Source organism: Knoellia sp. AC549 (genome assembly GCF_979258975.1).
The window spans coordinates 23,689-37,808 of the sequence record NZ_OZ409890.1 but is presented as its reverse complement, the minus strand read 5'-3'; the positions used below and the strand labels follow the sequence as shown (position 1 = coordinate 37,808).

Annotated in this window: 14 protein-coding genes; all 14 read left to right on the top strand. The window is 71.6% G+C overall.

Annotation, left to right across the window (positions count from 1 at the left end; all coding sequences use genetic code 11):
* Positions 1-7: 7 nt before the first annotated feature.
* Positions 8-3,004 carry a bifunctional [glutamine synthetase] adenylyltransferase/[glutamine synthetase]-adenylyl-L-tyrosine phosphorylase gene (locus tag ACZZ98_RS00170; protein ID WP_463517697.1) on the top strand — a complete coding sequence of 999 codons (2,997 nt, stop codon included), beginning with the start codon at positions 8-10 and terminating at the stop codon, positions 3,002-3,004.
* Between the two features lie 10 nt (positions 3,005-3,014).
* Complete coding sequence (hisD, locus tag ACZZ98_RS00165) at positions 3,015-4,331, top strand: histidinol dehydrogenase (RefSeq protein ID WP_463514392.1); 1,317 nt, start codon at positions 3,015-3,017, stop codon at positions 4,329-4,331.
* Positions 4,328-5,461, top strand: a complete 1,134-nt coding sequence (locus ACZZ98_RS00160; RefSeq protein ID WP_463514391.1) for a histidinol-phosphate transaminase — start codon at positions 4,328-4,330, stop codon at positions 5,459-5,461. Before hisD ends, ACZZ98_RS00160 begins: the two co-directional genes overlap by 4 nt.
* Entirely contained in the window at positions 5,458-6,063 is a 606-nt protein-coding gene (gene hisB, locus ACZZ98_RS00155; RefSeq protein WP_463514390.1) for an imidazoleglycerol-phosphate dehydratase HisB, read from the top strand. Before ACZZ98_RS00160 ends, hisB begins: the two co-directional genes overlap by 4 nt.
* Before the next feature lie 3 nt (positions 6,064-6,066).
* Positions 6,067-6,693, top strand: coding sequence for a hypothetical protein (locus ACZZ98_RS00150; protein WP_463514389.1), 627 nt, complete (start codon positions 6,067-6,069; stop codon positions 6,691-6,693).
* A complete protein-coding gene (gene hisH, locus ACZZ98_RS00145; RefSeq protein ID WP_463514388.1) occupies positions 6,690-7,334 on the top strand; it encodes an imidazole glycerol phosphate synthase subunit HisH in 645 nt (214 codons plus the stop codon). The genes ACZZ98_RS00150 and hisH overlap by 4 nt, the downstream gene beginning before the upstream one ends.
* 35 nt (positions 7,335-7,369) lie before the next feature.
* Positions 7,370-8,104: a bifunctional 1-(5-phosphoribosyl)-5-((5-phosphoribosylamino)methylideneamino)imidazole-4-carboxamide isomerase/phosphoribosylanthranilate isomerase PriA gene (gene priA / locus ACZZ98_RS00140; protein ID WP_463514387.1), complete on the top strand. Its 735-nt coding sequence runs from the start codon at positions 7,370-7,372 to the stop codon at positions 8,102-8,104.
* A complete protein-coding gene (locus tag ACZZ98_RS00135) occupies positions 8,101-8,787 on the top strand; it encodes an SseB family protein (protein ID WP_463514386.1) in 687 nt (228 codons plus the stop codon). Before priA ends, ACZZ98_RS00135 begins: the two co-directional genes overlap by 4 nt.
* Before the next feature lie 380 nt (positions 8,788-9,167).
* A complete protein-coding gene (infC, locus tag ACZZ98_RS00130; protein WP_463514385.1) occupies positions 9,168-9,989 on the top strand; it encodes a translation initiation factor IF-3 in 822 nt (273 codons plus the stop codon).
* A gap of 78 nt (positions 9,990-10,067) precedes the next feature.
* Positions 10,068-10,262: a 50S ribosomal protein L35 gene (rpmI, locus tag ACZZ98_RS00125; protein WP_009775194.1), complete on the top strand. Its 195-nt coding sequence runs from the start codon at positions 10,068-10,070 to the stop codon at positions 10,260-10,262.
* Between the two features lie 42 nt (positions 10,263-10,304).
* Positions 10,305-10,691, top strand: a complete 387-nt coding sequence (gene rplT / locus ACZZ98_RS00120; protein ID WP_380084942.1) for a 50S ribosomal protein L20 — start codon at positions 10,305-10,307, stop codon at positions 10,689-10,691.
* A 46-nt stretch (positions 10,692-10,737) separates the two neighbouring features.
* Positions 10,738-11,532: a TrmH family RNA methyltransferase gene (locus tag ACZZ98_RS00115; protein ID WP_463514384.1), complete on the top strand. Its 795-nt coding sequence runs from the start codon at positions 10,738-10,740 to the stop codon at positions 11,530-11,532.
* Positions 11,533-11,549: 17 nt separating this feature from the next.
* A complete protein-coding gene (locus ACZZ98_RS00110) occupies positions 11,550-12,632 on the top strand; it encodes a PAS domain-containing sensor histidine kinase (protein ID WP_463514383.1) in 1,083 nt (360 codons plus the stop codon).
* Positions 12,633-12,762: 130 nt separating this feature from the next.
* Positions 12,763-13,953, top strand: a complete 1,191-nt coding sequence (locus ACZZ98_RS00105) for an MFS transporter (RefSeq protein WP_463514382.1) — start codon at positions 12,763-12,765, stop codon at positions 13,951-13,953.
* Positions 13,954-14,120: the final 167 nt, after the last annotated feature.

The window sequence follows — 14,120 nt, the reverse complement described above, 5'->3', positions numbered from 1 at the left end:
CGCTCGTATGCCGTCCGTGTCCGGAGACCTGACGCGTCTCGGCTTCGCGGAGCCGCGGCGAGCCGACACCCTCCTCGCCGATCCCGCGCTGGCCCCCCTCGTCAAGGACCGTGAGCGGGTAGAGACCGACGGGCTCGCCGTGGCCCTCGCCAAGGTCGCCGATCCCGACCAGGCGCTGCTCACCCTCGTCCGGCTCATGGAGTGCGTGGCCACGCCCGGGCACACAGCCCTGCGCGAGGCACTCGTCCCCGCCCTGCGCGAGCCCGGCCGGGCCCGGGACCGGCTGTTCGCCGTCCTGGGCGCCTCGACCGCGCTCGGCGACCACCTCGTCGCCCGACCGGAGCACTGGACCTCGGTCGTCGACGCCGTCCAGCTCGAGGTCGAGGAGCGCATCCACCTGCTGACCGCTGCGGTGACCTCACCGGAGGAGGGCACGACCGCCGAGGACGCCCTGCGCATCGAGTACCGGCGACAGCTCCTGGGGATCGCCGCGCTCGACGTCTCCCGCCCGGACCCGCAGGCCCGGCTCCCGGAGGTGGCCGCTGCCCTGGCAGACCTCGCCGAGGCCGCCCTCGAGGCGGCGATCGTCATCGCGCGTGCGGCGATCGGTTCCGAGGCCGAGCAGTGCCGCTTCGCCGTCATCGGCATGGGCAAGACCGGTGGACGCGAGCTCAACTACATCAGCGACGTGGACGTCATCTTCGTCGCCGAGCCTGTCGACGGCGCGGACGAGGACGCGGCGGTCGCGGTCGGCACGGAGCTCGCCACCCGGCTCATCAGGATCTGCTCCAGCCAGACGGCCGCCGGAGCCCTGTGGCAGGTCGACCCGGCCCTGCGCCCCGAGGGCAAGAACGGGCCGCTCGTGCGCACCCTCGACTCCCACGTCTCCTACTACGAGCGGTGGGCCAAGACCTGGGAGTTCCAGGCCCTGCTCAAGGCGCGCCCGATCGCCGGTGACCGCGGCCTCGGTCGCGCCTACGTCGATGCCGTCGCGCCCTTCGTGTGGTCGGCGGCCTCGCGCGAGAACTTCGTCGAGGACGTCCAGGCCATGCGCCGCCGCGTCGAGGACAACGTCCCCTCGGGGGAGGCCGACCGGCAGCTCAAGCTCGGGCCGGGTGGCCTGCGCGACGTCGAGTTCAGCGTCCAGCTGCTCCAGCTCGTCCACGGCCGGGCCGACAGGTCCCTGCGCTCCGGCACCACCCTGACCGCGCTGGCTGCGCTCTCCCAGGGCGGCTACGTCGGGCGGGAGGACGCGCAGACCCTGCAGACGGCATACCGGCTCCTGCGCACGTTGGAGCACCGCATCCAGCTGCACCGGATGCGGCGCACGCACCTCATGCCGACCGCGCCGGGCGACCTCCGGCGTCTCGGCCGGGCGCTCGGTCACCAGCGCGACCCGGAGGACTCGGTCGTCGCGCAGTGGCGTTCGGCGGCCCGCGAGGTGCGCCGCCTGCACCAGCGCATCTTCTACCGTCCGCTGCTCTCCGCCGTCGCCCGACTCGGCCCGGACGAGGTGCGCCTCGCACCCGAGGCTGCCCGCGAGCGCCTTGCGGCGCTGGGCTTCCGCGACCCTCGTGGGGCCCTTCGCCACCTCGAGGCGCTCTCCGGGGGCGTCAGCCGGCGGGCCGCCATCCAACGCCAGCTGCTGCCGGTCATGCTCGGGTGGTTCGCCGACGAGGCGGACCCCGACGCCGGGCTCCTCGCCTTCCGCCGGATCAGCGACCAGCTCGGCACGACGCCGTGGTTCCTGCGCCTGCTGCGCGACGAGGGCAGCGCCGCCGAACGCCTGGCGCACACTCTCGGGCGGAGCCGGTATGCCGCTGAGCTCCTGGAGCAGGGACCGGAGTCGGTGCAGTTCCTGGGCGAGTCCACCGGGCTGCGCCCGCGGTCGCGTGAGGACGTCCAGGGGCGGATGCGGGCCGCGGCCGGACGCAAGGACGGGTCGGAGGCAGCGGTCCTGGCGGCCCGGGCGGTGCGCCGCTCCGAGCTCTTCCGGCTCGCCGTGGCCTCCCTCCTGGGTCACCTGACCCTCGACGACCTCGGCACCGCCCTCGCCGACCTGAGCGGTGCGCTCATCGACGTCACCCTCGAGGTCGTCCTCGCGGCGGTCGAGGAGCAGACGGGCACGCCTCCGCTGAGCCGGCACCTCGTCGTCGGCATGGGTCGGCTCGGCGGCGGCGAGGCCGGCTTCGGCAGCGACGCCGACGTGCTCTTCGTCCACGACCCTCTCGACGGTGCGGACTCGCGCGCCGCCCAGGAGCAGGCGCTCGAGGTCGTCAAGGAGCTCATCCGCCTGCTCGGGCTGGCTGCCCCCGACCCCCGGCTCGAGGTCGACGCCGGCCTGCGCCCCGAGGGCAAGAACGGGCCGTTGACGCGCTCCCTCGACTCCTACCGCGCCTACTACGACAGGTGGTCCCTCGTCTGGGAGTCGCAGGCACTGCTGCGGGCGGCGCCCGTGGCCGGGGATCCGGAGCTCGGTGCCGCCTTCGTGGAGCTCATCGACCCGCTGCGCTGGCCCGAGGGTGGGATCGATGCAGGGCAGGTCCGCGAGATCCGCACCCTCAAGGCCCGGATGGAGTCGGAGCGACTGCCGCGCGGCGCCGACCGCAAGACGCACTTCAAGCTGGGGCACGGGGGCCTGAGCGACGTGGAGTGGTGTGTCCAGCTCATCCAGCTGCAACACGCCCACGCGCACGAGGGCCTGCGGACGACGTCGACCCTCACGGCGCTGGCCGCCGCCCAGAGCGAGGGCCTCGTCGAGGCCGACGACGCCCTGGCCCTGTCGCAGGCCTGGCGCCTCGCGTCGCAGATGCGCAATGCGGGACTGCTCGCTCGCGGGCGGGCCGTCGACTCCGTTCCGTCCAACCTGCGTGACGCCGACGGGATGGCTCGGATCATGGGTCTGCCGGCTGGCTCCGGGCAGGAGCTGGCCAACCGCTATCGCGGGGTGGCCCGTCGTGCCCGGCATGCGGCCGAGCACGTCTTCTACGGGGACGCTACCTAGACTGGGGGCCATGATCCCCGTTCTCGACCTTCGCGGACGCGCGCCCACGGTCCGCGAGCTCAGGGGCACCCTTCCCCGTGCCGAGCTGGACGTGGAGGCGGCGCTCGCTGCTGTCCGGCCGGTGTGCGACGACGTCGCCGCCCGCGGCGCTGACGCGGTCCTCGACGCCTCGGAGGCGTTCGACGGCGTGCGCCCGGTGACGTTGCGGGTCCCGGCCGACGTCATCGCCGCGGCCCTCTCGGACCTCGACCCCGAGGTCCGCCTCGCCCTGGAGGAGTCCGTCCGGCGCGCCCGGATCGTGCACGGCGCGCAGCGACGCACGGAGAGCACGACGCAGGTCACGACCGGCGGCACCGTGACCGAGCGTTGGGTCCCGGTCGACCGCGTCGGCCTCTATGTCCCCGGGGGGCGCGCGGTCTATCCGAGCAGCGTCGTCATGAACGTCGTCCCTGCCCTGCTCGCAGGCGTCGGGTCGGTCGCCGTCGCGAGCCCACCCCAGAAGGACTTCGACGGCTGGCCCCACCCGACGATCCTGGCTGCCTGTGCCCTGCTGGAGGTCGACGAGGTCTGGGCGATGGGCGGCGCGCAGGCCGTGGCAGCGTTCGCGCACGGCTTCGACGGTGACGAGGTCCTCGACCCGGTCAACCTCGTCACGGGGCCCGGCAACATCTATGTGGCTGCCGCCAAGCGACTGCTCAAGGGCCTCATCGGCATCGACTCCGAGGCCGGACCGACCGAGATCGCGATCCTCGCCGACGCCACCGCCGACCCCGAGCACGTCGCCGCCGACCTCATCAGCCAGGCCGAGCACGACCCCATGGCCGCAGCCGTCCTCGTGACCGACAGCCCGGCGCTTGCCGACGCCGTCGAGGCCGCTCTCGCGCGCCGGGTCCCCGACACCAAGCACTCCGACCGGGTCACCGAGTCGTTGACGGGGCGTCAGTCCGCCGTCGTCCTCGTCGACTCCGTGGACGTCGGCCTCGACGTCGTCAACGCCTATGCCGCCGAGCACCTCGAGATCCACACGACCGACGCGGCGGCCGTCGCGTCGCGCGTCCGCAACGCGGGCGCCGTCTTCGTCGGCACGTGGTCGCCGGTCAGCCTCGGTGACTACTGCGCCGGCTCCAACCACGTCCTGCCCACCGGTGGGTGTGCCGCGCACTCGAGCGGCCTGTCGGTGCAGTCCTTCCTCCGCGGCATCCACGTCATCGAGTACTCCGAGGAGGCCCTGCGCGAGGTCGGTGCCCATGTCGTCACCCTCGCGAACGCCGAGGACCTCCCGGCTCACGGCGAGGCCGTCATGGCTCGCCTGACCGAGCTGGCATGAGCGTGATCGAGCAGCTGCTGCGTGAGGACCTGCGCGGGCGCACCGCCTACGGCGCGCCCCAGCTCGACGTCCCGGTCGCCCTCAACACCAACGAGAACTCGTATGCCGTGCCCGCTGCGGTCGTCGACGAGATCGTCGCCGCCGTGGCCGGGGTGGCCTCGGGCCTGAACCGCTACCCCGATCGTGAGTTCACGGACCTGAGAGGTGACCTCGCGGCATACCTCTCACGCAGCGGGACCACCGTGCGCCCGGAGCAGGTCTGGGCCGGCAACGGCTCCAACGAGGTTCTCCTGCACCTGTTGCAGGCCTTCGGGGGTCCCGGGCGCACGGCGCTGGGCTTCACGCCGGCCTACTCGATGCACCCGATCATCACGGCGACCACGGGCACGACATGGGTCGACGGGCTGCGCGGCGTGGAGGGCGGGGGAGCGTTCGACCTGTCCGTCGAGTCCGCCGTCGCGCAGGCGGAGGCGCACGACCCGCACGTCGTCTTCCTCTGCTCGCCCAACAACCCGACAGGCACGGCGCTGACCCTCGAGGTCGTCACCGCCGTGCACGACGCCGCTCCACACGCGGTCATCGTCGTCGACGAGGCCTACGCCGAGTTCGCGCGGCCGGGCACGCCCAGTGCGCTCACCCTGCTCCCGGGCCGTCCGCGCCTCGTCGTCACCCGCACGATGAGCAAGGCGTTCGCCTTCGCCGGCGGCCGTCTGGGCTACCTCGCGGCGGACCCCGAGCTCGTCGACGCCCTCCGGCTGGTGCGGATGCCCTACCACCTGTCGTCGCCTGCCCAGGCGATCGCCCGGGCAACCCTGCGGCACGCCGACGCCATGCTCGGCACCGTCGACGTCATCAAGGCCGAGCGCGACCGCATCGTCACCGCGTTGGCCGACCTCGGCCTCGACCCGGTGCCCAGCGACGCCAACTTCGTCCTCTTCGGTGGGCTGCGCGACAGCCGAGCGACCTGGCAGGCGCTGCTCGACCGGGGGGTTCTCGTTCGGGACGTGGGCATCGCCCACTATCTTCGAGTCACCGCCGGGACGCCCGCGGAGACCACTGCCTTCCTCGACGCCGTGGCCGCACTGCCACCCGACCACCTGCGCCCCGAACACCCGGAAGGACAGTCGTGACCAGCAACCGCACCGCGACGGTGACGCGTTCCACCTCCGAGAGCAGCGTCGAGCTCAGCCTCGACCTCGACGGCACGGGCGTGGGCGAGGTGAGCACGGGCGTCCGGTTCTACGACCACATGCTCCTGTCCCTCGCCAAGCACTCGCTCATCGACCTGCGGGTCAGGGCGACCGGCGACGTCGACGTCGACGCGCACCACACGGTCGAGGACGTCGCCATCGTCCTTGGCGACGCCGTCCGCGAGGCGCTGGGCGACAAGCGCGGCATCGCCCGCTTCGGGGACGCCACCGTGCCCCTCGACGAGGCTCTCGTCCACGCCGTCGTCGACGTCGCGGGCCGTCCCTACGTCGTGCACACCGGCGAGCCCGCCGGTCAGGAGTACGTCGTCATCGGCGGCAACTACGTCGGGTCGCTGACCCGGCACGTGCTCGAGTCCTTCGCTTACCACGCGGGCATCGCGCTGCACGTGAGGGTGCTCGCCGGTCGCGACCCGCACCACATCGTCGAGGCCCAGTTCAAGGCGGTGGCTCGTGCGCTGCGCTCAGCCATCGAGCTCGACCCGCGGGTCGATGGCATCCCGAGTGCCAAGGGCGCACTCTGAGCCGTGGCCACCCTTGACCAGACACCAGCGCTCGGCCACGGTGTCGTCCTCGTCCGAGGTGGCGGCGCCGCCTCGGCCCGGTGGGTCCGTCGCGGTCTCGTCGCCGTGCGCGTGGTCCCGCTCACCGGGTGGACCGGTATCTACCTCGCCGAGGACCGGGCCCTGTCGGCAGCGCCCTATGACGTCGGTCTCGAGGTGCTGGCCGCTCGACGTGTGCCCACCCGCCGCCGGCCAGCCATCGGGCTCTTCGTCATCGACGGGTGCGCCGTGGTGACGGTGCAGGCCCGCGGCTGGCGGCTGGAGCAGCGCTGGCTGGTGTGGGAACCCGGCGTCGGCGTCCGACGCACCCCTGACCTTCCAGCGCTCCCCGCAGGGCTCGTCGTCGACGTCGCGGGCGCTCGTTCGCGCACGTCCGCGGCTGCGGTCACCGCGCACTTCGCCGACCCGCAGGGGCAGCCGCTCGACCTCCTGGTCGGTCTCGTGCGGCTCCTCGGCCTGCCCGGGGAGGAGCTCCTCCTGGGTGGCGCGGACGAGAGCCACGAGCGGATCGACCCGAGCCCGCGATCGGTCGCGACCTTCGACGCCCTCGTCGCCGAGGAGGCCGCCCACCGGACCGAGGACGACCGATGACCGCCCGACGGGTCGTCGTCCTCGACCACGGCAGCGGCAACGTCCACAGCGCGGTGCGGGCGCTGGAGCGCGTCGGTGCCGAGGTCGAGCTGACCGCCGACCGCCAGCGGGCACTCGACGCCCACGGACTGTTCCTCCCCGGGGTGGGCAACTTCCACGCGTGCGTCCGGGGGATGCGCGCGGCCGAGGCGCCTCGCATCGTAGACGTCCGCCTGGCCGGGGGGCGCCCCGTGCTGGGAGTGTGTGTCGGGATGCAGGCGCTGTTCGAGTCCTCCACCGAGCCGAGCGGCACGACGGAGGAGGGCTTGGCCGAGTGGCCCGGCACGGTGGAGCGGCTGCAGGCACCGATCGTCCCGCATATGGGATGGACCGAGGTCGACGTGCCCTCCGGGTCGACCCTGTTCGCAGGAGTCGAGTCCGAGCGCTTCTACTTCGTCCACTCGTATGCCGTCCGCACCTGGACGCTTCCCGAACCCACCGGGGCCTTCGCCGCCGTGGCACCCCGGGTCACCCACGCGACCCACGGTGAGCGGTTCGTCGCTGCCGTGGAGAACGGCCCCCTGTCCGCCACCCAGTTCCACCCCGAGAAGTCGGGCGACGCAGGCCTGCGCCTGCTCGAGAACTGGGTCGGCTCGCTCTGACCCCCCAACCACCCGTGAACCACAGTGAAGGCGCCATGACCACCCCACGTCTCCAGCTCCTCCCCGCCGTCGACGTCGCCGACGGGCGCGCGGTCCAGCTCGTCCAGGGCGTCGCGGGGACCGGCGGCGAGTTCGGCGAACCCGTCGAGGCCGCGATGCGATGGCAGGAGCAGGGCGCCGAGTGGCTGCACCTCGTCGACCTCGATGCCGCCTTCGGGCGCGGCGACAACGCCGAGCTGCTCGCGCGGATCGTCGGGCGGCTCGACATCGACGTGGAGATGAGCGGCGGCATCCGCGACGCCGAGACCCTGGACCGCGCGCTCGCGACCGGGTGCCGGCGGGTCAACCTCGGCACGGCCGCCCTCGAGAACCCGGAATGGACGGCCGCCGCCATCGCCGAGCACGGCGACCGCATCGCCGTGGGACTCGACGTGCGGGGCACGACTCTGGCGGCGCGCGGCTGGACCCAGGAGGGCGGCGACCTCTGGGAGACGCTCACCCGTCTCGATGCCGAGGGATGTGCACGCTACGTCGTCACCGACGTCAACAAGGACGGCATGCTCAAGGGGCCCAACCTCGACCTCCTCCGGGACGTCTGCGCCCGGACGGACAGACCCGTCATCGCCTCCGGCGGAGTCTCGACCCTGGCGGACATCGAGGCCCTCCGGGTCATGGTGGGCGACGGCGTCGAGGGCGCCATCGTCGGGTCCGCTCTGTATCGCGACGCCTTCACCCTCCCCGATGCGCTCGACGTCGCCGGCCGGCCGTGACGCGCGATCTCGTCTTCACCGGCTTCGAGGGTGACGACGGCGCGGCCGACCCGGCCCTCGTCGATGCTCTCGCCGCGGGTGACCCGAGCGAGCTCATGCGCGTTCTGGCCGACACGCGGTTGCTCGTCCCGATCGTCGCCGAGCCGGTCGAGACCGACGTCAAGGACGGACTGACGGTCGACAAGCAGACCGACATGGCCGCCGTGACGCTCGTCGCGCCCGACGGGGAGCGGGCGCTGCCCGTGTTCACCAGCCTTGAAGCCCTGGCGGCGTGGGACCCCAGCGCCAGGCCGGTCCCTGTCACTTCAGCACGCGCAGGGCAGGCAGCGGTCAGCGAACGTTGCGACGTCATCGTCATCGACGTCGCCGGCCCGCGCACCCAGGTTTTGCGGCCCTCCATGGTGTGGGCCCTGGCCCAGGAGCGCGAGTGGCTCATCCCGCACCTCGACCCGTTCGTCGCCAAGTCCGTGGAGCGGGCGCTATCGGATGAGCCGACTGTGCGCGGCCATCGGCTCGAGGAAGGCGCACCGGCAGGTCGGGGCGTCCTTGGTCTGGCCCTCGAGCTGACGGAGGGCCTGGACCCCGACGAGATCCAGCAGATCGCCACTCGGGTGGGGGAGCGCCTTGCCACGGACGGCGAGCTGAGGGCGCGCATCGACGGCCTGGCCTTCCGCATCACCTGACCGGCGTGTCGGTGAGATTCGGGGGAATTGGGTGAGAAACCCACGGGGGTGAGCGGGCGGCATACACCGAATTGGTCCGGCGGCTGGCTGCTGCTAACCTTGGTGCCGGACCGGCTGGGTCCACACCTTCCCGGTGATGAGCTCAGTGCGCAAGTGAAGTTCGCTTCCACCCGCGTCGACCTCAGGGTCGCCGGGTTTCTCCATACGGTCCACGGCAGGAGTTTCTGTCGTGGGTGTGATGTGTGGACGGATGTGAGGCTTCTCGTGCGCTGCGCGAGAAGCCATTTCTCTTTCCCGGCCACAGTTCAGACCCTGTTTCCGCTCAGAAGGAGTACGACATCAGCGAGCCTCGCATCAACGACCGCATCCGGGTTCCGGAAGTGCGGTTGGTTGGCCCCAACGGCGAGCAGGTCGGCATTGTCCGGGTCGAGGACGCACTGCGCCTCGCAGCAGAGGCAGATCTCGACCTGGTCGAGGTGGCCCCCATGGCCAAGCCGCCCGTCGCCAAGCTCATGGACTTCGGCAAGTACAAGTACGAAGCCGCCATGAAGGCCCGAGAAGCGCGCAAGAACCAGGTCAACACGGTCATCAAGGAGATCAAGCTCCGCCCGAAGATCGACCCGCACGACTACGCCACCAAGAAGGGCCACGTCGTCCGGTTCCTGGGCGGCGGCGACAAGGTCAAGGTCACGATCATGTTCCGTGGTCGCGAGCAGTCCCGACCCGAGCTCGGCTACCGCCTCCTCCAGAAGCTGGCCGAGGACGTCATCGAGCTGGGCACCGTCGAGTCGGCGCCCAAGCAGGATGGTCGCAACATGATCATGGTGCTCGCCCCGACCAAGAAGAAGTCCGAGGCCCGCGCCGAGCAGCGCCGCAAGAAGGACTCTGCGGACGTCGCCCCGGCCGCGGCTCAGTCTCCGTCTGACGAGCCCACCGACGAGGCCACCCCGGTCGAGACCGACGAGCGCCCGATCGAGCAGCCGGAGGTCGTCGAGACCGAGCAGCCCGAGGTCGTGGAGGTCGAGCAGCCGCAGACCGAGCAGCCCGAGGTCGTCGAGACCGCCGCCCCCGCGGAGCCGAAGCCCGAGCCGAAGCCCCAGGCGGAGCCGAAGCCCCAGTCGGAGCCGAAGCCCAAGGCCACGCCGAAGCCGAAGGCCGACAACAAGCCCAAGGCCCCCAAGAAGGCCGTCGCCGCCGAGTAGGCGTCGCCACACTTTTTCCCGCAGCACCGACACACAGCAGCACCACAGCAGCACCGACAGCGAAGGAGATCGGCAGCCATGCCGAAGAACAAGACCCACAGCGGCACCAAGAAGCGCTTCCGCGTCACCGGTTCCGGCAAGGTCATGCGCGAGCAGGCCGGTCACGTCCACAAGTTCCACGAGAAGACCCCGCAGAAGGCTCGCGCCCTCAGCAAGGACGTTCTCGTGTCCAAGGCCGATGTCAAGAAGGTCAAGAAGCTTCTCGGCATCTGAGCCGGGCCCACCGAACGTCCAAGAACAGCAAGGAGTACTCACGTGGCACGCGTGAAGCGGGCAGTCAATGCCCATAAGAAGCGCCGGGTCGTCCTCGAGCGAGCGAGCGGTTACCGCGGTCAGCGGTCCCGTCTCTACCGCAAGGCCAAGGAACAGGTCACCCATTCCCTCGGCTACGCCTACCGCGACCGTCGCGCCCGCAAGGGTGACTTCCGTCGTCTGTGGATCCAGCGCATCAACGCTGCGGCCCGCGCCAACGGCATGACCTACAACCGCCTCATCCAGGGCCTCAAGATCGCCGAGATCGAGGTCGACCGTCGCATGCTCGCCGAGCTGGCCGTCAACGACGAGGCCGCCTTCGCTGCCCTGGTCGAGATCGCCAAGGCGAACGTCCCGGCGCAGCCGGTCGTCGACAAGGCTGGCGTCTGAGCCACCACAGGGCGCACCGCGTCCCTGTCGAAGCGCCGGGAGAGCCGTGCTGACCAACGTCCGATCTGATCGGGTCAAGTCGGTGCGATCGCTCTCCCGGCGCTCCGTGCGTGAGCGGACGGGTCGTTTCGTCGTGGACGGCCCGCAGGGCGTGCGCGAGGCGATCCGGTATGCCGCCGCGCGCGTCGACGACCTGTACGTCACCTCAGCGGCGATCGAGCGTCACCACGACCTCGTCGCGGCCGCGCAGGACGCCGGCATCCACGTCCATGAGGTCGACGACGCCGTGCTCGCCGCGATGTCCGACACCGAGTCGCCGCAAGGGCTCCTCGCCGTCGTCGCTGCGCAGCCCCACACCCTCGAGAAGGTGCTCGCCGACGACCCGCGACTCGTCGTGCTGCTGAGCAACGTGCGCGACCCGGGCAACGCCGGGACGGTCATCCGTGGCGCCGACGCCTTCGGCGCTGATGCCGTGCTCGTCACCGACGGCTCCGTCGACGTCCTCTCGCCCAAGGTGGTCCGCTCCACCGCCGGATCCCTCTTCCACCTGCCCGTCGTCACGGGTCTCGACGCGCACGCGACGTTGGACGCCTTGACCGCACACGGCATACGGACGCTTGCTGCCGACGGAGTCGGCGAGACCCTGCTGCCCGACGTCGACGTGAGCCGGCCGCACGCCTGGGTCATGGGCAACGAGGCCTGGGGGCTGCCGCCCGAGATCCGCGACCGCTGCAGCGACGTGGTGAGGGTGCCGATCCACGAACGCGTCGAGTCGCTGAACCTCGCCATGGCCGCCACGATCTGTCTCGCAACCTCCGCCGGGGCGACGCGGCGCCTCTGACGTGGTGGGATGTTGCCATGGATGCGTCCCCCGCCTCGCAGAGTTCCTCGACCGTTCCGTCTGCGACCGCGGTGGCGGCGCAGATGCTCCCGGACGGACTGGTCACCGCTGACGCAGACGGCACCGTGACCTCGGTCAACAGGCGCGCCGAGCAGGTCCTCGGTCGGGGGGCGGCTGAGCTGGTCGGACGGGACATCCGCACGGCCCTTCCACTCGAGACGCGCAACGGCGAGTCGTGGTGGACCATCACCGACCCGTGGAACGGACTGCGCATCCGGACCGGCCACCGGGAGAAGCTGCTCCAGACCGGTGACGGCACGGAGCTCCTCGTCACCGCGAAGTACGACCGGGTGGGCCGGGGCGGGCCCCTCGCCGGGATCCTGCTCGGCCTGCGGGATGCCGAGGCACGTCGTCGGGCCGAGCACGACCACGCGGCGCTGATCTCCACGATCGCCCACGAGCTGCGCTCCCCGCTGACGGGAGTCAAGGGCTTCTCGTCGACCCTGCTGCGCCGGTGGGACCAGTTCACCGAGCCGCAGCGCCTGACAATGATCGAGGCCATCGACTCCGACGCCGACCGCCTCACCCGCCTCATCACCGACCTCCTCGACGTCTCGCGCATCGACACGGGCAAGCTGCGGATCCATGAGATCCCGGTGCCGGTGCGGGAGTTCTTCACCCGGCACGTCGAGCGGGCGGTGGCCGCGGGGGGCGATGCCGATGGGTTCACCATCGACATCGATCCCGGCGCCGAGGAGGTCTACGCCGACAGCGACCGCCTCGACCAGGTGCTCTCCAACCTCGTCGAGAACGCCGTGCGACACGGTCATGGTCGGGTGGAACTCCGCGCGTCCCCCCACGCGTCGGACGACGGGCCCGGCGTGCTGATCAGTGTCAGCGATGACGGAGCAGGCATCCCGACCGAGCAGCGGCGGGCCGTCTTCGGCCGGTTCTGGCACGGGCCGAGCGGGACCGGTACGGGCCTGGGCCTCTACATCGTCAAGGGCATCGTCGAGGCACACGGTGGGTGGGCCCAGATCGATGATGGCGCCGACAGCGGTGCCGTCGTGCGGGTCTTCTTCCCCGGGGAGCCCACCTAGCTGGACACCTGGCCGGGCCGGACACCTGGCCGGGCCGGACACCTGGCCGGGCCGGACTTGGTCGGCGAAGCCACCCGGCATACGCTGCGAAGCGTTCTGCAGGAGCGGTTTCGAGCGCAAGGGGTGTCGCGTGGCGGTCGTGTCCATCGCGCCCTACCGCGTCGCCCTGGCGAGTCGAGACCTGCGGCTGGCCCTGCTCCTGGGGTCGTTCGTGCGGATCCCGGTGTTCTCCGCCGGCGTCCTCCTGACGGTGCACGTCGTGTCCACCCTCGATCGTTCGTATGCCGCCGCGGGACTGCTTGCGTCCGTCGCGACGGTCGCCATCGCGGTGAGTGGGCCGTGGCGGGGTCGTCTGCTGGACCGGATAGGACTGCGCAGGGTCGTCCTCCCGTCCACGGTGGTGGCTCTCGTCTGCTGGTCGATCGCGCCGTGGGTCGACTACCTGCCGCTGCTCGTCCTTGCCGGGGTGGCCGGGCTCTTCGTCATCCCGAGCTTCTCGATCATCCGCCAGGCCGTCATGGCGGCGGTGCCGAGCCAGGAGCGTCGCACCGCGATCTCGCTCGACTCCGTCGCCGTCGAGATCGCCTTCATCATCGGCCCGGCCACGACGATCTGGGCGGCCTCCCACTGGGACACGCGGTGGGTGCTCTTCGCCGTCCAGATGCTCGGGGTCGTGGGGGGCCTCACGCTGTGGCTCGCCGACCTGCCCCTGCGCAGCGACTCCGAGGACGACGACGCTGGGGAGCGTCCGTCGCGGTCGTCGTGGCTGGGGCTGCCCTTCATCGCCGTGTGCTGTGCTGCCGCGTGCGCGACCTTCGTGCTGTCCGGGACGGACCTGGGCATCGTCGCGCGCATGCGTGAGCTCGGGTCGCCGACGTCCATCGGCATCGTCCTGGGCCTCTGGGGACTCGGTTCGCTGTTCGGCGCCCTGGTCTACGGCGGACTGAGCAGGTCGATCTCGACGTTCTGGTTGCTCGGTGCCCTGGCGCTGGTCACCCTGCCGATGGCGCTGGCCCACAGCCTGCTCTCCCTGTCGGTCCTCGCCTTCGTCGCCGGGGTCCTCTGTGCCCCCACGATCACGGCCAGCGTGGACCAGGCGAGCCGGATCGTGCCCGCCTCGGCCCGGGGCGAGGCCATGGGATGGCACGGTTCGTCGCTGACCCTGGGCGGCGCCATGGGCGCGCCTTTTGCCGGGCTGGCCATCGACGAGGTCGGTGCGGACGGAGGCTTCGTGGCGCCTGCGGCCGTGGGTCTGGTCGTGGCCCTGCTCGGTGCCGCGGCCGCCCAAACCCGTCGACGTCGGCGGGCGCCCGGGCGCTAGGCTGGTCGACATGTCTCCCGCCTGCGCCTCTCGCACGCCCCGTGCCGTGCGCCGATTTACCGTGCCCTCGGGCCCGGAGACGCAGGCCGCCTGAGCTCGTGCGAATCGAGGCCCGGCGACCACGTCCGGCCCGGGGGCGCGTGTGTCCTCACGCATCCGATGTCCCA

Excerpts from the sequence above, each read along its gene's own strand:
- ACZZ98_RS00170 (WP_463517697.1), top strand. The coding sequence starts at position 8 with ATGCCGTCCGTGTCCGGAGACCTGACGCGTCTCGGCTTCGCGGAGCCG.
- hisD (WP_463514392.1), top strand. The coding sequence starts at position 3,015 with ATGATCCCCGTTCTCGACCTTCGCGGACGCGCGCCCACGGTCCGCGAG.
- ACZZ98_RS00160 (WP_463514391.1), top strand. The coding sequence starts at position 4,328 with ATGAGCGTGATCGAGCAGCTGCTGCGTGAGGACCTGCGCGGGCGCACC.
- hisH (WP_463514388.1), top strand. The coding sequence starts at position 6,690 with ATGACCGCCCGACGGGTCGTCGTCCTCGACCACGGCAGCGGCAACGTC.
- priA (WP_463514387.1), top strand. The coding sequence starts at position 7,370 with ATGACCACCCCACGTCTCCAGCTCCTCCCCGCCGTCGACGTCGCCGAC.
- rpmI (WP_009775194.1), top strand. The coding sequence starts at position 10,068 with ATGCCGAAGAACAAGACCCACAGCGGCACCAAGAAGCGCTTCCGCGTC.
- ACZZ98_RS00110 (WP_463514383.1), top strand. The coding sequence starts at position 11,550 with ATGGATGCGTCCCCCGCCTCGCAGAGTTCCTCGACCGTTCCGTCTGCG.